The organism is Tistrella bauzanensis (genome assembly GCF_014636235.1).
GTDB classification, from domain to species: domain Bacteria; phylum Pseudomonadota; class Alphaproteobacteria; order Tistrellales; family Tistrellaceae; genus Tistrella; species Tistrella bauzanensis.
In genome coordinates, this window is record NZ_BMDZ01000021.1 from 35915 (window position 1) to 56524 (window position 20610).

18 protein-coding genes and 1 pseudogene are annotated in these 20610 nt (G+C 68.3%); 5 read left to right on the forward strand and 14 right to left on the reverse strand.

Annotated features, from left to right (window positions below):
- Positions 1 to 106 precede the first annotated feature (106 nt).
- The 6 genes from sufB to htpX form a co-directional block, all read right to left on the reverse strand.
- Complete coding sequence (gene sufB / locus IEW15_RS10620) at positions 107 to 1561, reverse strand: Fe-S cluster assembly protein SufB (protein WP_188577615.1); 1455 nt, start codon at positions 1559 to 1561, stop codon at positions 107 to 109.
- Positions 1562 to 1802: 241 nt separating this feature from the next.
- Positions 1803 to 2249, reverse strand: coding sequence for an SUF system Fe-S cluster assembly regulator (locus IEW15_RS10625; RefSeq protein ID WP_188577617.1), 447 nt, complete (start codon positions 2247 to 2249; stop codon positions 1803 to 1805).
- A 168-nt stretch (positions 2250 to 2417) separates the two neighbouring features.
- Positions 2418 to 4538 (reverse strand): heparinase II/III family protein, encoded by a 2121-nt coding sequence (locus IEW15_RS10630; RefSeq protein ID WP_188577619.1) that lies wholly within the window; start codon positions 4536 to 4538, stop codon positions 2418 to 2420.
- 109 nt (positions 4539 to 4647) lie between these two features.
- Entirely contained in the window at positions 4648 to 5397 is a 750-nt protein-coding gene (gene rpe, locus IEW15_RS10635; RefSeq protein WP_229707998.1) for a ribulose-phosphate 3-epimerase, read from the reverse strand.
- A gap of 73 nt (positions 5398 to 5470) precedes the next feature.
- The gene (locus IEW15_RS10640) at positions 5471 to 7009 is read right to left on the reverse strand and encodes an RsmB/NOP family class I SAM-dependent RNA methyltransferase (protein WP_229707999.1); all 1539 of its coding nucleotides are present in this window, start codon (positions 7007 to 7009) and stop codon (positions 5471 to 5473) included.
- Complete coding sequence (htpX, locus tag IEW15_RS10645; RefSeq protein ID WP_188577621.1) at positions 7006 to 7932, reverse strand: zinc metalloprotease HtpX; 927 nt, start codon at positions 7930 to 7932, stop codon at positions 7006 to 7008. Before htpX ends, IEW15_RS10640 begins: the two co-directional genes overlap by 4 nt.
- A gap of 187 nt (positions 7933 to 8119) precedes the next feature.
- On the opposite strand from htpX, the gene IEW15_RS10650 reads away from it, so the two are divergent.
- Both IEW15_RS10650 and IEW15_RS10655 read left to right on the forward strand, forming a co-directional pair.
- Positions 8120 to 8296, forward strand: a complete 177-nt coding sequence (locus tag IEW15_RS10650) for a DUF1674 domain-containing protein (protein WP_188577623.1) — start codon at positions 8120 to 8122, stop codon at positions 8294 to 8296.
- Between the two features lie 144 nt (positions 8297 to 8440).
- Positions 8441 to 8872, forward strand: coding sequence for a hypothetical protein (locus IEW15_RS10655; protein WP_188577625.1), 432 nt, complete (start codon positions 8441 to 8443; stop codon positions 8870 to 8872).
- Between the two features lie 113 nt (positions 8873 to 8985).
- Here the strand turns inward: IEW15_RS10655 and acs are convergent, their stop codons facing one another.
- The 4 genes from acs to IEW15_RS10675 form a co-directional block, all read right to left on the reverse strand.
- Positions 8986 to 10932 carry an acetate--CoA ligase gene (gene acs, locus IEW15_RS10660; protein WP_188577627.1) on the reverse strand — a complete coding sequence of 649 codons (1947 nt, stop codon included), beginning with the start codon at positions 10930 to 10932 and terminating at the stop codon, positions 8986 to 8988.
- Positions 10933 to 11085: 153 nt separating this feature from the next.
- Positions 11086 to 11469: a Rieske (2Fe-2S) protein gene (locus IEW15_RS10665; RefSeq protein ID WP_188577629.1), complete on the reverse strand. Its 384-nt coding sequence runs from the start codon at positions 11467 to 11469 to the stop codon at positions 11086 to 11088.
- 5 nt (positions 11470 to 11474) lie between these two features.
- A complete protein-coding gene (locus IEW15_RS10670; RefSeq protein WP_188577688.1) occupies positions 11475 to 11894 on the reverse strand; it encodes an EVE domain-containing protein in 420 nt (139 codons plus the stop codon).
- Between the two features lie 103 nt (positions 11895 to 11997).
- Positions 11998 to 12282 carry a YciI family protein gene (locus tag IEW15_RS10675; protein ID WP_188577631.1) on the reverse strand — a complete coding sequence of 95 codons (285 nt, stop codon included), beginning with the start codon at positions 12280 to 12282 and terminating at the stop codon, positions 11998 to 12000.
- A 287-nt stretch (positions 12283 to 12569) separates the two neighbouring features.
- Between IEW15_RS10675 and IEW15_RS10680 the strand changes: the two genes are divergently transcribed.
- Complete coding sequence (locus tag IEW15_RS10680) at positions 12570 to 13550, forward strand: NAD(P)H-binding protein (RefSeq protein ID WP_188577633.1); 981 nt, start codon at positions 12570 to 12572, stop codon at positions 13548 to 13550.
- A 5-nt stretch (positions 13551 to 13555) separates the two neighbouring features.
- Here IEW15_RS10680 and IEW15_RS10685 read toward each other — a convergent pair whose 3' ends face one another.
- The 3 genes and pseudogenes from IEW15_RS10685 to IEW15_RS10695 form a co-directional block, all read right to left on the reverse strand.
- A complete protein-coding gene (locus IEW15_RS10685; RefSeq protein ID WP_188577635.1) occupies positions 13556 to 14005 on the reverse strand; it encodes an acyl-CoA thioesterase in 450 nt (149 codons plus the stop codon).
- Positions 14002 to 14502 (reverse strand): MarR family winged helix-turn-helix transcriptional regulator, encoded by a 501-nt coding sequence (locus IEW15_RS10690; RefSeq protein ID WP_229708000.1) that lies wholly within the window; start codon positions 14500 to 14502, stop codon positions 14002 to 14004. Before IEW15_RS10690 ends, IEW15_RS10685 begins: the two co-directional genes overlap by 4 nt.
- A gap of 77 nt (positions 14503 to 14579) precedes the next feature.
- Positions 14580 to 16914: pseudogene (locus IEW15_RS10695) on the reverse strand (bifunctional salicylyl-CoA 5-hydroxylase/oxidoreductase).
- A gap of 248 nt (positions 16915 to 17162) precedes the next feature.
- Between IEW15_RS10695 and IEW15_RS10700 the strand changes: the two are divergent.
- A complete protein-coding gene (locus IEW15_RS10700; protein WP_188577639.1) occupies positions 17163 to 18791 on the forward strand; it encodes an AMP-binding protein in 1629 nt (542 codons plus the stop codon).
- 97 nt (positions 18792 to 18888) lie between these two features.
- Positions 18889 to 19758 (forward strand): TSUP family transporter, encoded by an 870-nt coding sequence (locus tag IEW15_RS10705; protein WP_188577641.1) that lies wholly within the window; start codon positions 18889 to 18891, stop codon positions 19756 to 19758.
- 112 nt (positions 19759 to 19870) lie between these two features.
- On the opposite strand, the gene IEW15_RS10710 is transcribed toward IEW15_RS10705, so the two are convergent.
- Positions 19871 to 20584: an EF-hand domain-containing protein gene (locus tag IEW15_RS10710; RefSeq protein WP_188577643.1), complete on the reverse strand. Its 714-nt coding sequence runs from the start codon at positions 20582 to 20584 to the stop codon at positions 19871 to 19873.
- Positions 20585 to 20610: the final 26 nt, after the last annotated feature.

The window sequence follows — 20610 nt, forward strand, 5'->3', positions numbered from 1 at the left end:
AAGGTCGTCAGGCCGGCGGCGGGCGCCGGCACGGGTCAAAAACTGGCAGCGCCTGGGCGCGGGCCGGATCGGATGGGCGTAATATCGGGCGGAGCGGGCGCCGGCCTCAGCCGACGCTGCCCTCCAGCGTGATGCCCAGCAGCTTCTGCGCCTCGACCGCGAACTCCATCGGCAATTCCTTCAGCACGTCCTTGCAGAAGCCGTTGATGATCATCGACACGGCATCCTCGGCCGACAGCCCGCGCTGCATCAGATAGAACAGCTGATCGTCGCTGATCTTCGAGGTCGTGGCCTCGTGCTCCACCTGTGCCGTCGGGTTGCGGCTCTCGATATAGGGGAAGGTGTGCGCGCCGCAATCGGGGCCCAGCAACAGGCTGTCGCACTGGGTATAGTTGCGCGCGCCCTCGGCGCCCTTCTGCATCCGCACCAGACCGCGATAGGTGTTCTGGCCGCGGCCGGCGGAAATCCCCTTCGAGATGATCGTGCTGCGGGTGTTGCGGCCGATATGGATCATCTTGGTGCCGGTATCGGCCTGCTGGGCGTTGTTCGCCACCGCAACCGAATAGAACTCGCCGATCGAGTTGTCACCCTGCAGGATCACGCTGGGATACTTCCAGGTGATCGCCGATCCGGTCTCGACCTGGGTCCACGAGATCTTCGAATTGGCGCCGCGGCAGGCACCGCGCTTGGTGACATAGTTCAGAATGCCACCCCGGCCCTCGGCATCGCCCGGGTACCAGTTCTGGACCGTCGAGTACTTGATCTCGGCGTCCTTCATCGCGACCAGTTCCACCACCGCCGCATGTAGCTGGTTCTCGTCGCGCATCGGTGCCGTGCAGCCCTCCAGATAGCTGACATAGGCGCCTTCCTCGGCGATGATCAGCGTCCGTTCGAACTGGCCGGTCCCGGCGGTGTTGATGCGGAAATAGGTCGACAGCTCCATCGGGCAGCGCACGCCCTTGGGCACGTAGACGAAGGTGCCGTCCGAGAACACGGCGGCGTTCATGGCGGCATAGAAGTTGTCGCCAACCGGCACCACCGAGCCCATATACTTCTGGACCAGCTCGGGATATTCGCGCACCGCCTCGGAGAACGAGCAGAAGATGATGCCCATCTCCTTGAGCTTGCCCTTGTAGGTGGTGGCCACCGACACGCTGTCGAGCACGGCATCGACCGCGACATTCGACACGCCGGCCAGAAGCTCCTGTTCCTTCAGCGGGATGCCCAGACGTTCATAGATCTTCAGCAGTTCCGGGTCGACCTCGTCCAGGCTCTGCGGCCCGTCGGTCTTCGGCTTCGGAGCCGAATAATAGATGATCGATTGAAAATCGAGCTTGGGCTTCTTCAGGAAAGCCCAGTCGGGCTCTTCCATCGCCAGCCATGTCTTGTAAGCCTTCAACCGCCAGTCAAGCATGAACGCGGGTTCCTGCTTCTTGGCGGAAATCACGCGGATGACGCTCTCGTCGAGTCCAGGCGGCACGTTGTCCGCGTCGATATCGACGTGAAATCCTTCCGCGTACTCCCGGGCGACCAGCGCCTCGACTGCGTTCTTGCTCGTCATCACTCGTCCTCCGCGCGCCCGTTCGTTTGTGCCGGCCCGTCATCGGGCCGCGGGTCGTCGCACCTAGAGAGCAGATCCTGATCAGATGGACCCACCTGATCAGGTGAAGATGCTCGTTAAACCAGTCCCGAGCAGATCCTGATCAGATGGACCCACCTGACCGGATGAAGATGCTCGTTCAAACAGATCTCGTCTCGTCACCACCGGCCAGAGGGCCCGCGGCCAATCTCGTCCCGGCTCCTCACACCGCAGCCTCGGCCAGGATCGGCACCTCCGGCGCCACCGGGGTGTCGAGCGCCATATCGGCCAGGCTGATACCTTCCAGCGCGCGGGTGATGGCCCGGTTGATCCGGATCCAGTTGCCGCGGGTCTGGCAGACGCTTTCCTGTCGGCAGGCGCCGGGATGTTCGATGCATTCCATGATCGCCACCGGCCCTTCCAGGCTCTCGACGATGTCGACGACCCGGATCTCGGCCGCGGGCCGCGCCAGACGATAGCCGCCATGCGCGCCGCGATGCGAGATCAGCAGCCCGTCGCGCGCCAGGGTCTTGGCCAGCTTCGCGACCGTGGGCGCCGGGATGTTCAGCTCATCGGCAAGCTCCGTCACCCGGTGGACCCGGTCGGGCGCATGGGCGATGTGGGTGAGCACCACGATGCCATAGTCGGTCAGTTTGGCGATTTTAAGCATCGAGCCATCTTGAGCGGGGTGAACCAGCGAGCGGGGTGAGCCGGAAGCCACGGCCATGCAATCAGGACCGCACAAGTCCTATATCGGTGAAACCCCCGCGGATGGCAAGGCCAATCGACGCGAAAAAGCCCGGCGCCGCCGGGAAAAAATCCGGACCGGCGGCCGGATTCACGCTGATGCAGGCGGATCGCCGGCGCCCGGGCGTGTGCCCCGCAGGGCGGCCGGCTCAGGCGGCCCGGCCGCGTCCGGCACCGCTGTGCCGGTCCTGGCATCGCCGGCTGCGCCGCGCACATCCTCGATCCGCGCCGGGCGGGTGTCGAAGCCGGGGCCGGTCGCGGCGGCATTGACCCGGGCATCCCCCTCGGGTCGCGACTGCACCTGCTGGAATGCCCAGCGGATGCGGGTCTCGGCCCCCTCGGTCACGCCGCTGACCACGATCTGCTGGGCGGCGCGCACCCGACCGCCCTGACCCATATGAACGCTGTCCTCGATCGCGATCGAGGCGCCATCGGCCCGGACATACCAGCCGGGGCCACGAACCGGCCGCACCAGCACGGCGGCACCGCCCTGGATGGGCGATGCCTTGGCGGCCGGATGCAGATGAAAGCGAAGCGCGAAGCGCGACGGTGCCGCCGTGTCGTCGGCCCCGGTTGCCGTGAACCGGTCCTCACCGCGCAGATCGTCGCCATCCGGGCCCAGATACAGCCGCCGGCTGTGGACCAGCCCGTGATCACGGAAGCCGTGATGGCTGAATTCCAGCCATTGCGCACCCTCGTCGTCGCGGCGATCGACCACCACCGGCGGCGTATCGCGGCGCTGGCGGCGATCGCCGCTGCCGGCTTCAACCCGCACCGGTCCGGTCTCGTCGATCGTAACGCCGGAATGGGCGGCGGCCTGGGTCACCGCCTGCATCCAGGGGCCCGGCCGGGCGACATAGGCGCCGCAATTCACCACCAGCCGTTCACGGCCGGTCGACATCTCGAACGATCCGAACCCGGCAAAGCCGGTCTGGCCGGCGCGTGGCGGCGCCGGCAGGCCCAGATCGACCAGAACCGTGGTGCGGCGCGCGGCCAGCCGCTCGAACCCGCCGATGCGGCCATCCAGGCGGTCCATGCCCCGGGGCGGGATCTGGCCCAGCACGGCATCGACCTCGGCTGCCGGAATTTCCGGCGTGCCGTTGAACAGCGCCAGCACCCCGTCGCGATGGCGCATCAGCCGCAATGCCGCCGCCAGCCGCGACATCGCGTCGTCGAACTCGCCCGGCATGTTCAGATTATGGGCGGCGGCGATCGCCTTCAGTTCCACCAGATCCGACAACAGTTCCAACTGACGGGCGGGAGACCGCGAGCGATGCACCCCGTCCTCGTGGATCTGCCGGCCCAGCGCCAGGGCCAGTTGTTTCGCAATTTTGGCAAGCTTGCGGCGGCCGGCGCCAAGGGCGGCGCGGCCCATCCACAGGCCCCTCAGCGCCTGGATGCGCTCCACACCATCCAGCCCGCGCCATTTCACCATCCGCTCCAGCCGATCCGCATGCTGACGCATAGCAGCCATCAGGCGGCGGTCGTCGGTGCGGGCGGCCTGCAGCGTGTCGTCGTCGGCGTCGATCAGAAAGCCCGCATGCAATGCGAATGCAGCCAGCCGGCGCCCGGCGATACCAGGCGACCAGGCATAGGGCTCGAAGGCGGCGCGATCGGCGGCGATCCATTCCGCAACCAGGGCACGGGCCAGCGCGCGGGCGCGGGATGCGTGGCTGCCCGCCACCGCCCGCAGGTCGTCCATCCAGGTGAAACCCTGCCAGGCGACCAGCCAGGCATCGGATGCCTCGTCCGGCAGCCAGTCGGGGCGCGACAAGGCGGGCGGCGGCGGCATGGCCGCAACCGGCGGCGGCGCCACGGCAACGCTGCCTCCTTCCAGCAGGGCCGCATCCTCGGGCAGGGCGGTATCGTCCAGAAACGGGTCCGGCGCCGGCAGCACCGGTGGCGGCGGTGTCAGCTCGATATCGGGCTCGTCGGCGCCACGGCCGGCGGCATCGCCATCGGCGGGGGTATAGGGGTCGGGGCCCAGCTTGTGGGTGGCCTCGACCACCTGTCCCGCCAGATGAAACCGGCCCTGAACCATCTCCACCCCGCGATCGGGGTTGCCCGGACGCACCGGCACCAGCACCCGCCCGATACGGCCGCGGGCATCGGGCAGGGGCGCCACGAACCAGCGATGGGCCAGCGCCCTCAAACGGTCGCCAGCGCCGGGCAGCGGACTTCCGGACGGCGGCATGCGCGTGGTCGCGGCCATGGACCTTGGGTCTCTCGATTGTGAAAGGGGCTGGTCAATGATGCCGGCGGGTGCAGCCGGGGTCGGGGGTGGCCGGGGTCGGGGGTGGGCGGGCGCGTGGGTGGTGGGCTCAAGCCCCCTGCCGGCCGCGGTCGGCGCCGGCACGGAGCCTGGCGATATTGTCGGCATAGGCAGCGGCCCCGCCCTTGAAGGCGGCGGAGCCCGCCACCAGCACGTCGGCGCCCGCCGCCGCGACCAGGGCCGCGGTCTCCGGCGTCACGCCGCCGTCGACCTCAAGGTCGATATCGCGTCCGGTGGCGTCGATCCTGGCGCGCAGGATCCGGATCTTGTCCAGCTGCGACGGAATGAAGCTCTGGCCGCCAAAGCCCGGATTGACGCTCATCACCAGCACCAGATCCAGGTCGGGCAGCACATAGTCCAGCACCTCGGGCGGGGTCGACGGGTTCAGCGACACCCCGACCTTCGCCCCCAGCGACTTGACCAGTTGCACGGTGCGGTGGAGATGCGGCCCGGCCTCGGCATGAACCGTCACGATATCCGCCCCGGCCTCGACAAAGGCCGCGATATAGGGGTCGACCGGCGCGATCATCAGATGCACGTCGAAGACCTTCTTCGACCATGGCTTCAGCGCCTTGACCACCATCGGGCCGATGGTCAGGTTCGGCACGTAATGCCCATCCATCACGTCGACATGGATATAGTCGGCGCCGGCGTCGTCGATGGCCTGCACCTCGGCGCCCAGCCGGCCGAAATCAGCCGACAGGATCGACGGCGCGATCCGAATCGGCGCCCGGCTGGGGGTTGCGGCCGCGGTGTGATTGAGACCGGCGCGGACGGGGCTGGCTGGTGCCTCGGTCATGGGTCTTGAAGCCTCCGGCGAGGATGCCGTGATCGGCGGGGCAGCCGATCACGGCCTGTTGACGTCCTTGGTATCAGCTATCGGCGCGCCGCCGCAAGCGGACGGCGAAAAACCCGTCCATGCCACCCGCGTCGGCCAGCATGGCCGGTGTCGTGCGCAACTCGCCCAGCGCGTTCACCGCCATGCCCATGCGTGCCGGCAATTCATCGGCCACCAGCGGCACCCGCTCGGCATTCAGGCCGCGCTGCAACGCGCGCGCGACCAGCGCCTCGCCCTCGGCCGCTTCCAGCGAACAGGTGGCATAAACCACCAGCCCGCCCGGCTTGACCATGGCCATCGCCGCGGTCAGCAGATCTTCCTGCAGCGCCGTCAGTTCCGCCACCTGATCGGGACGCTTCGACCATGCCAGATCGGGGCGGCGGCGCAGGGTGCCGGTGCCGGAACAGGGCGCGTCCAGCAGCACCGCATCGGCCAGGGTCTCGGGCTTCCAGGTCAGCAGATCGGCGGTGACCGAGGTCACGGTCAGACCCAGCCGCGCCATGTTCTCGTCCAGCCGCATCATCCGGCGCGGATTGCGGTCGACGGCGGTGACCACGGCACCGGCGGCTGCCAGCTGCGCGGTCTTGCCACCGGGGGCGGCGCACAGGTCATAGACCAGCTTGCCGCGCACATCACCCAGCAGCATCGCCGGCAGGGTCGCCGCCAGATCCTGCACCCACCAGGCGCCGTCGGCAAATCCCTCCAGCCGGTCGACACCGCCCTCGGCGCGCTCGATCCGTACCGTGCGGGCGCCGACGGCCCGGCCACCCAGGCGCTCGGCCCAGGTGGCGACGTCACGCGGCTTCGCCACACAGATGTCGATCGGCGGCTCGCGCAGCAGCACCTCGGCGATCGCGTCGGTGGCCTCAACACCGTAAGACGCCTCCCACGAGGCGCGCAGCCAACGCGGCAGGTTGTCACGCACAGCGCTGATGCCATGGCGCTCGGCCAGCGCATCGCCCTCGGCGGCGATCCGGCGCAGCACCGCATTGACCAGTCCGGCCAACCCGCCCAGGCCACCGGCCTGCGCCAGACACACGGCATTGTCGACCGCGGCGTGGTCGGGCGTGTTCAGCACCCGCAGATCGGCGATGCCCAGCCTGAGAACATGCATCGCCTTCTCAGGCGCCGGCCGGTCCATCACCGTCGCCAGCAGCCGGTCGAACTCGCCCTTGCGGCGCAACACCGTCGCCACCAGCATCCGGGCATGCCCGCGCGCGCGCGGGTCCAGCTTGTGGAAACCGGCATGGGTGGCAATGGCGTCGTCCAGCGGCCGGCCGTCATCCAGCACGTCCATCAGCAGTTCGGCGGCGACGGCGCGCGATGGCGTCGGCTCGCGGAAGCTGCGGGCGCCTTCGGCCGCGCGGTCGCGCTGGGCACGATAGCGGTCGTTACGGGACTTGCCGCCCTGGATGCGGCCATCGCGTTCGCCCTGATAGGTGCGATCGGTGCCCTGCGGCGCCGGATCCTGGCGACGGCCTTCCGGCCGGTGACCCGTGCTGCGGCGCGCGTCGGCCCCCTGCCGCGGGGCGACAGGGGGCCGCTGGCCTGAACGGTCCTGGGGCCCGGTCAATTCCACGGCCCCCGGCTGGTGCGGCTGGGGCCCCACGGGCTGGGGGTCGCGGTGGCGGCGCGGGCGGCGCCCGCCCCCGGCACCATGGCACGCAGGCGCGCCACCCGGTCGGCAGTGGTTGGATGGGTGCGGAACATGCTGTCGATGGCGTTTGATTTCAACGGGTTCACAATAAACAGATTGGCCGAGGCCGGGTTGTGTTCGGCGTGGCCATTGACCACGCGGCGAGAGGCGTATTCCAGGCGTTCCAGCGCCGAGGCCAGCCAGTCGGGCCGGCCACAGATAGCGGCGCCGATGCGGTCGGCTTCATATTCGCGCGACCGGCTGATCGCCATCTGCACCAGCGCCGCCGCGAACGGCGCCAGCAGCGAGACCAGCAACACCCCCACGAAACCCAGCGGGTTGCCATTGCCGTTCTCGTCCCGCGATCCGCCGAAGAAGAACGCGAAATTGGCCAGCATGGCGATCGCGCCGGCAATCACCGAGGTCACGGTCATGATCAGGGTATCGCGGTTGCGGATATGGGCAAGCTCATGGGCCACAACGCCTGCGACTTCGTCGGGCGACAGCGCCTGCAGCAGCCCGCGCGTCACCGCCACCGCCCCCTTTTCAGGCGAGCGACCGGTGGCGAAGGCATTGGGCTGCGCCTCGTCTATGATATAAAGCATCGGCATCGGCAAGCCGGCATTGGCAGCCAGCCTTGCGACCATCGCATGCAGATCGGGCGCCGAGCGCTGATCCACGGGCCGCGCGCCATACATGCGCAGCACCATCTTGTCGGCATTCCACCAGGCGACGCCGTTCATCACCACGGCGATGGCCAGAGCCACCATCATGCCGCCGCCACCGCCGATCAGATAGCCCACGGCCATGAACAGCCCGGTCATGGCCGCAAGCAGCAAAGCCGTTCGGATATGGTTCATCGGAGGGTCCAGCCCAGAAGGGGGCCAGCCGGCTGTGCGGCCAGCCCCGACACCGGAAAGATATCCGGGGGGATCACCGCCCGGACGCCTGACATCAGCAGACGCCTGACATATATGGACATCGACCATGGCTTCAAGCGAAACCGCCGCCCGTCGGGCGCATGCCTTCCATGAGGAACCGGACGCAATGACCGACAAACCCCCGATGGCCCCCACGACCCCCGCCGCACCGGCCGGCACGACACCAACCGTTCAGGATACCGGCATGACGCCCCCCCGCCCGCGCGAGACTGGCGGCCCCAAGGGGCCCGATCCGGTGCGCTATGGCGATTGGGAGCGCAACGGCAAATGTGTTGATTTCTGACCGGGTCGACCATCGTTCATGAGCGTGCCCGCCGAGACGGTGGCGGCGCCAGCGGCCGTGGCATTCTGCCGCATGGCACCATCGGCCCGGAGAGGCCGCATGCCATGCATCGGGTCACAGCACAGCCGAGAGGGCGGGCTTTTCATGAACAGCACCGGAGATGTATCGCGGGGACAGGGCCGGCCGGCCATCAACCCGCTTGCGGCCTTCCACCTGCGCGCCGCCGCCGTCTATGCCGTGATCGGCATGGTGGCGGGCGTCGCCATGTCTGCCACCCATCATTTCGAATATGGCCCCGCTCATGCCCATCTGAACCTGCTGGGCTTCGTGGCGGCGGCCCTTTATGGCCTGCTGCTGAAGGATCGCGCGGATCTGGCCGCCACCCGGTTGGCCCGGCTGCATGCCGGGCTCGCCCATGCCGGTATGGTAGTGATGATCGCCGGCCTGGTGATCCTGTTCTCGGGCAATCCGGGGCTGGGCGAGCCGCTGGCCAGGATCGGCAGCATCGCCGTGGTTCTGGCCGCGGTCCTGTTCGTGGTGCTGGTGTTCCGCGCCACCGCGCGCCGGGCGGCCTGAACCATCACGCGCCAGGCACAAATGGGCCGGGGCACAAATGGGCCGGGGCACAAGAGGACGGGCGCACAAGAAAGCCGGGGCGCGCCTCGCGATGCGCGCCCCGGCCCTGTGGCTCAGTTGCCGTTCATCCGGTTGCCGACCAGATCCTCGACCACGCTCGGATCGGCGAGGGTCGAAGTGTCGCCCAGCCCCTCATGCTCGTTGGCGGCGATCTTGCGCAGGATGCGACGCATGATCTTGCCGGACCGGGTCTTGGGCAGGCCCGGCGCCCATTGGATCAGGTCCGGGGTGGCGATCGGGCCGATCTCGTTGCGCACCCAGGCGACCAGTTCCTTGCGCAGCGCCTCGCTGGGGGTCTCGCCCGATTTCAGGGTCACATAGGCATAGATGCCCTGGCCCTTCAACTCGTGGGGATAGCCCACCACCGCCGCCTCGGCGACCTTGGGATGGGCGACCAGCGCGCTTTCCACCTCAGCCGTGCCCATGCGGTGCCCAGAGACGTTGATCACGTCGTCGACCCGGCCGGTGATCCAGTAATAGCCGTCCTCGTCGCGCCGGCAGCCGTCGCCGGTGAAATACATGCCGGGGAAGGTGCTGAAATAGGTCTGGGCAAACCGTTCATGGTCGCCATAGACCGACCGCATCTGGCCGGGCCAACTGTCGGCGATGCACAGATTGCCCTCGCAGGCGCCCTCCAGCGGCTGGCCCTCGTTATCCACGATCACCGGCTTCACCCCGAACAGCGGCAACGTGGCGGAACCCGGCTTCAGATCGGTGGCGCCGGGCAACGGCGCGATCATCAGGCCGCCGGTCTCGGTCTGCCACCAGGTGTCGGTGATCGGGCAGCGGCCATCGCCGACCACGTCGTAATACCAGCGCCAGGCTTCCGGGTTGATCGGCTCACCCACCGATCCCAGCAGGCGCAGGCTCTTGCGCGACGACCGCTTCACCGGCGCCTCGCCCTCGCGCATCAGCGCGCGGATCGCGGTCGGCGCGGTGTAATAGATCGTCACCCCGTATTTATCGACCACCTCCCAATGCCGGCCGGCATCGGGCCAGGTCGGCACGCCCTCGAACATCAGGGTGGTGGCGCCATTGGCCAGCGGGCCATACAGGATATAGGAATGCCCGGTCACCCAGCCGACATCGGCCGTGCACCAGTAGACGTCATCATCCTTAATGTCGAAGACGTATTTATGGGTCAGCGCCGCATACAGCAGATAGCCAGCGGTGGTGTGCAGCACGCCCTTGGGCTTGCCGGTCGATCCCGAGGTATACAGGATGAACAGCGGGTCTTCGGCGTCCATCGGCTCGGCCGGGCAGTCGTCGGACACATCCGCCATCGCCTCGTGCCACCAGATGTCGCGGCCGTCTTTCATGGCGATATCGCCGCCGGTATGACGCACCACCACCACCGCCGTCACATCCGGGCAATGATCCAGCGCCTTGTCGGCATTCACCTTCAGCGGCACCTTGCGGCCGCCGCGCAGGCCCTCGTCGGCGGTGATCAGCACGGTCGATCCGCAATCGGTGATCCGGCCCGACAGGCTGTCGGGCGAGAAGCCGGCAAACACCACCGAATGCACCGCACCGATGCGCGCACAGGCCAGCATCGCCACCGCCGCTTCCGGGATCATCGGCAGATAGATCGTCACCCGGTCGCCCTTGGCGACCCCCTGCGCCTTCAGCACATTGGCGAAGCGGCGGACCTCGGCGGCGAGTTCCGAATAGCTGATCCGGCGGCCCGGGGCCTTCGGATCATCGGGTTCCCAGATGATCGCGGTCTTGCTGCCGCGGGTCGCCTCGTGGCGGTCCAGGCAATTCTGGGCGATGTTGATCTGCCCGCCTTCGAACCAGCGGATCGAGACATCGCCGGTGAAGTCGGTGTTCTTGACCCGGTCCCAGGGCTTGATCCAGTCGAGCGTCTGGGCCTGTTCGGCCCAGAAGCCGTCGGGATCGTTGATCGAGCGGGCATACATCTCGTCATAACGGGCCTTGTCGATCAGCGCGTCGCGCGCGAAGGCCTCCGGGACGGGATAGACGGTTTTCAGGTCTGACATGGGCTAGGTTTCCCCCTGGATCGGATTCCCTCGCGGCCGCGGGTCAGGCGGCAGCGGTTCTGCGCATCCGGTTCGCGCCGGATGTCTGATGTGTTCCGGCCATGTCCGGACGCGGTCCCACGGGACCCCGGCCCGGTCATCGCCATCAAGCTTTCAGGGCGACGGGCGCCCCGGATCAAGCGCATGCACCACGCCCTCGTCGTTCAGTTCGATGGCCAGCGCCGTAAGCTTCAGCCCCCGGCACGGCCCCGCCACGCACAGGCCATCCTCGGGCCGGAAGCGGGCGCCGTGTAGGGCGCAGATCAGCAACTCGCCATTGCGGTCGAAGAACCGGTCCGGCGTCCAGTCCAGCGACACGCCGGCATGCGGGCAGGCATTCTCATACGCCAGCAGCCGGCCCTGCCAGCGGATCACGAACACCCGCAGCTCTTCCGGCATCCGGCCGAAGACGAAGCCGCGGCCACCGCCCTCCGGCACCTCGTCCGCCGGGCACAGCCTCAGGCGTCCGGCGCGCGTGCTGTCAGCCGTCGCGGTCATCGGCCTCAGATATCCGGGTCGATGCCGGCCAGCCGGCAGATATGGGCCCAGTGCTCATCCTCGATCGCCATCACCGACAGCCGCGACTGGCGCACCAGGGCAATGCCCTCCAGCGCCGGATCGGTCTTGATCTGGGCCAGGGTCACCGGCTGCGCCACCGGCGCCACCGCCTGCATGTCGACCATGCCGAAGCGCCCGGCCGGGTCCGACGGATCGGGATAGTATTCCCGCGCCACCTGAACCACGCCCACGATCTCCTTGCCCTCGTTGGAGTGATAGAAGAACGCCCGGTCGCCCAGCTTCATGGCCTTCAGATTGGCGGCGGCCTGATGGTTGCGCACGCCATCCCAATGGGTGCGACCCTCGGCAACCATCCGGTCCCAGGAATATTTGAAGGGTTCCGACTTCACCAGCCAGCGGCCCATCACGCAACTCTCTTCCATCTCACGCAGGTCTCTCCGGGCATCTCACGCAGGTCTCTCCGGGCGGCTTGAACCTTGCCTCATCATCTCCTGATACGGCCGTCATTCAGCGATTGTCGATCGTTTTGCGCCACGGGCGGATCGTGACGCTGTCGAACAGCCCCGCCTTGGCATAAGGGTCGCCGGCCGCAAACTCGCGGGCCTCGTCGAGGGTTTCGGCATCATAGACGATCAGGCTGCCTGTCATGGCGCTGCCGTCATCCGACAGGAACGGGCCCGCCAGCATCACCTGTTCATCCTCTTGCCTGAGATAGGCCACATGGTCGGGCCGGGTCTCCAAGCGCACGGCCTCATGACCGGGCTTGTCGATGCAGATGATCGCGAACAGCATGGGGGCGTGTCTCCTCGTCAACGGAACGGCGTCGGGCGACGCCATTCTGCGCCGATGCGGCCGTCGGCGGCAAGCCCGCGACCACCGGTTTCCCCGCCCGTGCGGGGTTGCCAGACGTTGTTGCAGCAGCATCATGACATTGGAAACCGGCCGCGACGCCCCCTACCTTCGGATGATTGGCGGGCTTCGGATGATTGGCGGGCTTCGGATGATTGGCGGGCTTCGGATGATTGGCGGGTCTGGCAGTCTTCCCGGCACGGCGCCGTGCACAGCTTGAGGAGTGGATCATGGACGGCATCGACAGGCGCGCCCTGATCCTGGGCGCTGCGGGCAGCTTCGGTGGCGCGGTGGCGCAGGAACTGGGCCGGCGCGGCTGGCGGCTGCGGCTGCTGGTGCGCGATCCGGCGCATCTGGCGCGTCTGGCATTGGCCGAGGATGCCGAGATCGTGGTCGGCGATGCCCGCGATCCGGCGCTGGTCGCCCATGCGGCCGAGGGCACGGACGCGATCGTCCACGCTGTCAACCTGCCCTGGCAGCACTGGGAACCGGCCATGCGCCGCATCACCGCCGCCGCGGTCACGGCAGCGCGCGAGGCTCACATCCGGCTGGTGTTTCCGGGCAATGTCTATGGCTTCGGCCGCCAGGACGGCCGGCCGCTGCACGAGGCGGCGGAACGTCGCGCCACCACGGCCAAGGGCCGGCTGCGCATCGCGCTTGAACAGACGATCGAGGATCTGGGCGACAGCGGCGCCGCGCCGGTGCTGATCCTGCGCGCCGGCGATTTCTATGGCCCCACCGTCCGCAACCGGCTGGTGGAGATGATCTTCGGCCGGCTGGCGCGGGGGCAGGCCCCGCAATGGCCGGGCGCCCTGGATCTGCCCCACCAATGGTGCTTCATGCCCGATCTGGCCCGGATCGTGGCCGATCTTCTGGATCGCGACGACCAACTCGCAGCCGTGGAGCATGTTCATGTGCCGGGCCATGTCTTCGACAGCCAGCGCCGGTTCATGGAGATGGCCGCCCGCGCCGCCGGCCGGCCGGGCCTTCTGCCCCGCGCGCTGCCAGGCTGGGTGCTGCGGCTGGGCGCGCTGGGCGATGCCGAATTGCGGGCGCTTCAGGAACTGCGCTATCTGTTCGACGATCCGGTGATCATCACCGGCAGCCGGCTTGGCACATTGCTGCCCGATTTCCGCCCCACCACCCCGGAGCGCGCCATCGCCGCCACGGTGGCCGCCCGCAACCATGCGGCGGCGGGGGCCGCGACATAGCGGCCTCAGCCGGCTGCCGCCACTGCCTGTTCCGCGGCTGGCTGATCCGCCGCCCCCTCGTGCCGGGCCATCGCCGCCGACAGCGCCCGTGGCCAGGGCACCGACACCGCCTGCGCCAGATCCATGCACACCAGCACCACCAGCGCCGTGAACCGCACCTCATCGCCGCAGGTCACCCGCACACGCAGCGTGCATGACCGGGCCGAGGCGCGTTCCACCGACAGGGTGAAATCCAGCGCGTCACCCAGCCGTGACGGCGCCTTGAAATCCACCTCCAGCCGCACGGTCGGCGCCCCCAGCCCCAGTGTCTGGTGCAGATGGCGGAAATCGAACCCCATGCTGGCGAACCAGTCTTCGACCGCACCGTTCAGCATCTCGAAATAGCGGGGATAGAACACGATGCCCGCCGGATCGACATGGGCGAAGCGAACCGGTGTCCGGGCCACGAAGCTCATTCGACAGCGCCTTTCGTCATGATCTGATCTTTCAGAATGGCCAGCAATCCCAGAAGCGCTTCCTGCTGCGCCGGGGGAATACCGGAAAAGACCTCGGCGATCCAGCCGTGATGCGCCTCGGCCAGCACCGTGAACCGGGCCATGCCGTCGGGCGTCAGGCAGACGATCGAGGCACGCCGGTCATCGGGCGACGGCGCGATCCGGGCATGGCCCTGGTCCTGCAACTGCCGGACCAGGGCGGTGACATTGCCGTTCGATACCAGCAGCGCCCGCGACAGCTCGCCCATGGTGATGCCGTCGGGATGACGATACAGCGCCGCCATCACGTCGAAACGCGGCAGGGTGGTGTCGAACTCGTCGACGAACCGCCGCCGCAGCCGCTTTTCGATAACGGTCGAACAGGTCAGGAGGCGAAGCCAGAGCCTGACACTCAGCGCGCCCGAGGGGTCGCCCGCGTATTTGTCCTGCACAATGCCCTCATGATCGTTCGAATCCAAAGCCCGCCGGACCATCCTGCCTGGCCTGGGTCCATATCGCCGGGGTATATAAGCCGGCGCATATATAGATAGGCCCCCTACAGGCTGGCAATCTCCTGCGCCCGCGCCAGATTGCGCGCCAGTTGCGCCTGGCCCGTCTGATAGGCGGGTGGCGTGTGCCCGCCCCGATAGCCGAGTTCGGCGGCGGCGCGCAAGGTCCACATCGGGTCGATCAGATGCGGCCGGCCCAGCGCCACCAGATCGGCGCGGCCGGCGGCCAGGATCGCATTGACCTGATCGGCTTCATAGATATTGCCCACCGCCATCACCGCGCAGCCCGCCTCGTTGCGGATCTGGTCGGCGAAGGGGGCCTGGTACAACCGGCCGAACACCGGCCGCGCCTCGGCGCTGGTCTCGCCCGACGATACGTCGATCAGATCCACGCCGACGGCGGTCAGGGCCCGGGCGATCAGCACCGCGTCATCGGGGGTGATGCCGGCATCGCCCATCCAGTCGCTGGCCGAAATCCGCACCGCCAGCGGCTTGTGTTCGGGCCAGGCCGCGCGCACCGCCGCCACCACCGCCAGCGGAAACCGCAGCCGGTTGCCCGGCGTGCCGCCGAAATCATCCTCGCGTCGGTTCATCAGCGGGGTGATGAAGCCCGACAGCAGATAGCCATGGCCGGCCTGGATCTCGATCAGGTCCACGCCCAGTTCGTCGGCGCGGCGGGTGGCGGCAACGACATCATCACGCACCGCATCCATATCGGCCAGGGTCATCGCCGCCGGCACCTGGCCGGCCGGGATCCGCGCCAGGGCCGGGGCCGTGATCAGCGGCCAGTCGTCACCTGTCTGCAGCGGCGCGTCATCCGGCGTCACGGCCCCACGCGCACCGGCATGACCAAGCTGAATGCCGATCCTGGCCGCACTTTTGTTGTGGACGAAATCCACCAGCCGCCGCCAGCCCGGCATCTGGGCATCGCCATACAGCCCCAGGCAATGGGGGGTGATCCGGCCACCGGCACTGACCGCGGTCATCTCGGTCATCACCAGCCCGGCGCCACCCAGGGCGCGGGCGCCGTAATGGACCAGATGAACATCATCCGGCGCGCCATCCGGGCCGGCGCCATAGGTCAGCACCGGCGACACCACCACCCGGTTGGCCAGGGTCAGCCCCCGCAGCCTGAACGGCGTGAACAGAGGTGGCGGGGTCGGCGTCTCAACGGCTGTGGCCGGCGCATCGCCCGGTGCCACGGCGGCGGCGGCGCGTGTGGCGAACCGCCGTTCCACCTCGGCCAGCCACGCCGGATCGCGCAGCCGCAGGTTCTCGTGGGCGACCCGCTGGCTGCGGGTCAGCAGCGCATAGGTGAACTGAAGGGGATCGAAATGCTGATAGCGGCGCAGCGTCTCGAACCACTCGGTCGAGTTGCGCGCGGCGTTCTGCAATTTCAGCACCTCGACCTGGCGGACGTCCTCGTAGTCCTGCAGGGCGGCCGGCAGCCAGCCGGCGGTATCACCACCGGCCGCGCCGGCATTCAGCACCTCGGCCAGCTTGATCGCATCCTCGATCGCAAGCTTGGTGCCCGATCCGATCGAGAAATGGGCGGTATGCGCCGCATCGCCCAGCAGCACCAGATTGCCCATGGTCCAGCGCGCGCACAGGATGCGGTTGAAATTGAGCCAGGCCGAGCCGCGCAGATGTTTCGCATTGGTCGACAGAGGGTGGCCGTCCAGATGATCGCTGAAGATCGCCTCGCAGGCCCGGCAGGTCTCGTCCTGGCCCATCTTGTCGAAGCCGAGGCCGCGCCATGTGTCTTCGGAACACTCGACGATGAAGGTCGAGCGCCCATCCTCGAACCGATAGGCATGTGCCCAGATCAGCCCGGCGGGCGTTTCTTCGAAGATGAACTCGAAAAGCATCGAACCGCCGCTCGGTGCCCAGCCAGATATACTTGTTGGCCCGGGTCTGGATATCGACCCCGAAGCGGTCGGCGAAGCGGGTGCGGAGCTTGCTGTTGATGCCGTCGGCGGCCACGATCAGGTCGAACCCGGCGAAGGCGTCGAGATCGGCGTCGAATTCGGTTTCGAACGACATCCGCACGCCCAGCTCCCGGGCGCGGTCCTGCAGAATCGCCAACAGGCGCTTGCGGCCGATGCCGATGAAGCCATGGCCGGTCGAGCGGATCGCCTCGCCGCGGAACCGCACCACGATATCCTCCCACGACGCGAAACTGCCGATGATCGCCTCGGCGCTGACCGGGTCGTTGGCCCGCAGATTGTCCACCGTCTGATCCGAGAACACCACGCCCCAGCCGAAGGTGTCGCCGGCACGGTTGCGCTCGATGATCTCGATGTCGTGGGCCGGGTTGCGCAGCTTCATCGATATCGCGAAATAGAGGCCGGCCGGCCCGCCGCCGAGGCATGCAATGCGCATCTCGCACCCGTCCTTGCTCGTGTTCGTGAGGCTGAAATTATTTTAAGCTTAAATTACATTATCGCCCCGCCGATAGATGTCAAGGGCGCTCTCCGGCGGATTTCCGCGATGCCCTCGCCATGCCATCGATGGTTTTTGACCACATGGTTGACATATTCCGCCGGGATTGCCGTGCGCCCTTTCCCTCGCTTGACCGACTATAATTTAGGCTTAAAGTATATCACGGGGAAGACGAGGGAGTGACACACATGATACGGCCGTCGGCGCATCGCGACACTTTCACCCGTGACAACCTACCGCCGCCGGATGAGTGGCCGGACCTGATCTTCGACCGCCCGGAGCTTCACTATCCCGACCGGCTGAATGCCGCGGCGGCGCTGCTGGCCCGGGCGCGGGCGTTGAGCGACCCCGACGAACCGGCGATCTTCTGGGGCGCGGCATGCTGGACATTCCGGATGCTCGACACCTGCTCGAATCAGCTTGCAGGGGTGCTGGTCGATCATTACCGGCTGGTGCCGGGGGAACGGGTGCTGCTGCGCGGCGCCAACACGCCGATGCTGTTCGCGGCCTGGCTGGCGGTGATCAAGGCCGGCGGTGTTGCCGTCACCACCATGCCGATGCTGCGCGCCATGGAACTGGCGCCGGTCATCGACAAGGCGCGGATTCAGCTCGCGATCTGCGAAGACGGGCTGGTCGGGGCGCTTGAGGATGCGCGCCATTGCACCACCGCCGGGTCGTTGCGGGCGATCGCGGTCTATGGCGGCGACGATGACCCGCTGGCCGCCCTGATGCAGCGTGCCGATCCGGATTTTCAGCCGGTCGCCACCGCCCAGGACGATGTCTGCCTGATCGCCTTCACCTCAGGCACCACCGGCAGCCCCAAGGCGGCGGCGCATTTCCATCGCGACGTGCTGGCGATGTGCGACACCTTCGCCCGCCATATCCTGAAGGTCGAACGCCCGGCCGTGTTCTGCGGCACGCCGCCGATCGCCTTCACCTTCGGTCTGGGCGCCCTGCTCGCCTTCCCGCTCAGCGCCGGCTGCGCGGTGGCCCTGCCGGAGCATTCCACGCCGGCCGCCCTGGCGCGGGCGATCGCCGATCACCGCGCCAGCCATGTCTTCACCTCGCCCACCGCCTATCGGGCTTTGCTTCAGACCCTCGACCAGATCGACCTTGCCAGCGTGCGGCTGTTCGTCTCGGCCGGCGAGCATCTGCCGGAGGAAACATGGCATGCCTGGCGCCAGGCCACCGGCGCCGCCATCGTCAACGGCCTCGGCACCACCGAGATGATCCACATCGTGCTCTCCGCCGCCGGCCGCGACATCGTGCCCGGCGCCACCGGCCGGCCGGTGCCGGGTTACGAGGCCTGCCTGCTCGATCCGTCAGGCGATATGATCGACGGTCCCGGAGAGGGTCGTCTGGCGGTGCGCGGCCCCACCGGCTGCCGCTATCTCGCCGATCCGCGCCAGCGCGATTATGTGGTCCGGGGCTGGAACGTCACCGGCGACATCTATCGCCGCGATGCCGCCGGCTATTACTGGTATGTCGGGCGCAGCGACGACATGATCGTCTCCAGCGGCTATAATATCGCGGCCCCTGAGATCGAGGCGGCGCTCTATCGCCACGACGCCGTCGCCGAATGCGCGGTGATCGGCTGGCCCGATGCCGATCGTGGCCAGATCGTCAAGGCGGTGGTGGTGCCGGCGGCGGGCATCATCGGCGATGCGGCCCTGGTCAAGGTGCTTCAGGATCACGTCAAGCAGACGCTGGCACCCTATAAATATCCGCGCCTGATCGAGTTCCGCGATGCCCTGCCCAAAACCGCCAATGGCAAGCTCCGCCGGGCCGCGCTGAAGGCCGCCGCCCTGGCCGACTGAAAGCGGATGACGCCGCGCGCCGGTGGGCGTAGGAAGGGGGGCTCGCCCGCCCCCCCTCGCCCGCCCCGCCCCCGCTCTCCGGACCATCGCGCCCCCCATGGATATCGTCGCCGCCATCCTGTCCCATCCGATCGGGCCCGAGCTGCTGCTCGCCCTGTTCGGGGCCGCCATCCTCGCGGCCGCGATCGACGCCATTGCCGGCGGCGGCGGGCTGGTGACCCTGCCGGCGATGCTGGCGGCCGGCGTGCCGCCGGCGGCGGCCATCGCCACCAACAAGCTGCAATCCAGTGTCGGCACCGCCACCGCCGCCATCACCTATCTGCGCTCGGGCCAGATCCGGCTGCGCGATGTGGGTTTGCGGATGGTGACCGTGCTGGCCGGCGCCGCCGCCGGATCGGTGGCGGTGCAGATGATCGACCCATCGGCGCTGTCGCGGATCCTGCCGGTGCTGCTGGTGCTGATGGCGCTGTATTTCCTGCTCTCGCCCCGGGTCGGCGACATCGATGCCGAGGCGCGGGTGCCGGGCTGGGTGACCGGCTTCATCGTGGCCCCGGCGATCGGCTTTTATGACGGCTTCTTCGGCCCCGGTACCGGATCGTTCTTCATGCTGGCGCTGGTGGCGCTGGACGGCCGCGGCATGCGCCGCGCGGTCGCCGAAACCAAGCTGCTGAACCTGACCAGCAACCTCTCGGCCTTGATCGTGTTCGCGATCGGCGGCCATATCGATCTGATCATCGGCATCACCATGGCCGCCGGCGCCATGATCGGCGCGCAAGTGGGCGCCCGTCTGGTCATCGCCCGGGGCACCAGCATCGTGAAGCCCCTGCTGGTCTGCACCTGCCTGGCCCTGTCGCTGCGGCTGGGCTGGACCGAATACGTCGCGACCCCGGCGCCCCGGCTTGCCCCGCCATCATCAGTCGCCCCGCCATCGCCCCCCGCCGTCACGGACACGGCCGCGCCGCGCTGACGGGGTGTGGCCGTCAGCCTTCGCGCGGCCGTTTGCGCCCGAGTCCGAAACCGCCAGACCTATGATGTCGCGACTGAGTCCCGTCATTCTGGCTCATACCCGATGCTGACCGTCACCGGCCCAGCACCCGCGCCTCCGTCAGCGTCAGGCTGCCATCGCCATCGCTGTCGGCGCCGGTGAAGGCGGTGGCTGGCGGGGTCAGGCCGGCGCCGGCCAGGGTGGCCAGGGCGGTGTCGTATTCGGCGCGGCTGACCCGGCCGTCGCCATCGCTGTCGGCGGCGGCGAAGCCCGCATCGATCAGGCTGGACCCGCGTTGGGCAGCGGCGGCGACCGCGTCGAGGCGCGCCAGCGGCACGATCACCTGTCCGGGATAGCCCGTGGCGGCCGTCGTGGTGGCGGCCGATGCCGGCTGCGGCCCCCAGGCCAGCAGCGGTGCCGCCAAGACGGTGTCGCTGGCGGGCCCCGGTGCCAGAACCAGGGTTGATGCCTGAACCAGGCCGGCGGCGCTGCATGCCACCCGTAATGGCGCCGCCGAAACCGGTACCTCGGCCACCGCCGGCGGCGTCACCCGCACCTGTCCGCGATCATTGCCGATCAGGCAGGTGGCGCCGCTGACCGGCTGGCCGCCATGCACCACGCTGATCATCACCGGCACGCGCGCGGCACCCGCCGCCGGCGCCGTCGCAGAAACCGTGGGCGCGGAACCGCCGCTCAAGGGCTGCGATCCGGTCTGCTGGGCGCAGGCGCCAAGGGCTGCGATCGCCGTCAGACCGCTGACCATGGCCACGCGCTGTGCGGCCGCGCGAAGGGGAGTGAGATGCGGCATCGGAAATCCCGGACAAGGTTAAGATA

Bases quoted from the DNA above. Each gene is read 5' to 3' on its own strand.
- sufB (WP_188577615.1), bottom strand. From the start codon at position 1,561: ATGACGAGCAAGAACGCAGTCGAGGCGCTGGTCGCCCGGGAGTACGCG.
- IEW15_RS10625 (WP_188577617.1), bottom strand. From the start codon at position 2,249: ATGCTTAAAATCGCCAAACTGACCGACTATGGCATCGTGGTGCTCACC.
- IEW15_RS10630 (WP_188577619.1), bottom strand. From the start codon at position 4,538: ATGGCCGCGACCACGCGCATGCCGCCGTCCGGAAGTCCGCTGCCCGGC.
- rpe (WP_229707998.1), bottom strand. From the start codon at position 5,397: ATGACCGAGGCACCAGCCAGCCCCGTCCGCGCCGGTCTCAATCACACC.
- htpX (WP_188577621.1), bottom strand. From the start codon at position 7,932: ATGAACCATATCCGAACGGCTTTGCTGCTTGCGGCCATGACCGGGCTG.
- IEW15_RS10650 (WP_188577623.1), top strand. From the start codon at position 8,120: ATGACCGACAAACCCCCGATGGCCCCCACGACCCCCGCCGCACCGGCC.
- IEW15_RS10655 (WP_188577625.1), top strand. From the start codon at position 8,441: ATGAACAGCACCGGAGATGTATCGCGGGGACAGGGCCGGCCGGCCATC.
- acs (WP_188577627.1), bottom strand. From the start codon at position 10,932: ATGTCAGACCTGAAAACCGTCTATCCCGTCCCGGAGGCCTTCGCGCGC.
- IEW15_RS10665 (WP_188577629.1), bottom strand. From the start codon at position 11,469: ATGACCGCGACGGCTGACAGCACGCGCGCCGGACGCCTGAGGCTGTGC.
- IEW15_RS10670 (WP_188577688.1), bottom strand. From the start codon at position 11,894: ATGGGCCGCTGGCTGGTGAAGTCGGAACCCTTCAAATATTCCTGGGAC.
- IEW15_RS10675 (WP_188577631.1), bottom strand. From the start codon at position 12,282: ATGCTGTTCGCGATCATCTGCATCGACAAGCCCGGTCATGAGGCCGTG.
- IEW15_RS10680 (WP_188577633.1), top strand. From the start codon at position 12,570: ATGGACGGCATCGACAGGCGCGCCCTGATCCTGGGCGCTGCGGGCAGC.
- IEW15_RS10685 (WP_188577635.1), bottom strand. From the start codon at position 14,005: ATGAGCTTCGTGGCCCGGACACCGGTTCGCTTCGCCCATGTCGATCCG.
- IEW15_RS10700 (WP_188577639.1), top strand. From the start codon at position 17,163: ATGATACGGCCGTCGGCGCATCGCGACACTTTCACCCGTGACAACCTA.
- IEW15_RS10705 (WP_188577641.1), top strand. From the start codon at position 18,889: ATGGATATCGTCGCCGCCATCCTGTCCCATCCGATCGGGCCCGAGCTG.
- IEW15_RS10710 (WP_188577643.1), bottom strand. From the start codon at position 20,584: ATGCCGCATCTCACTCCCCTTCGCGCGGCCGCACAGCGCGTGGCCATG.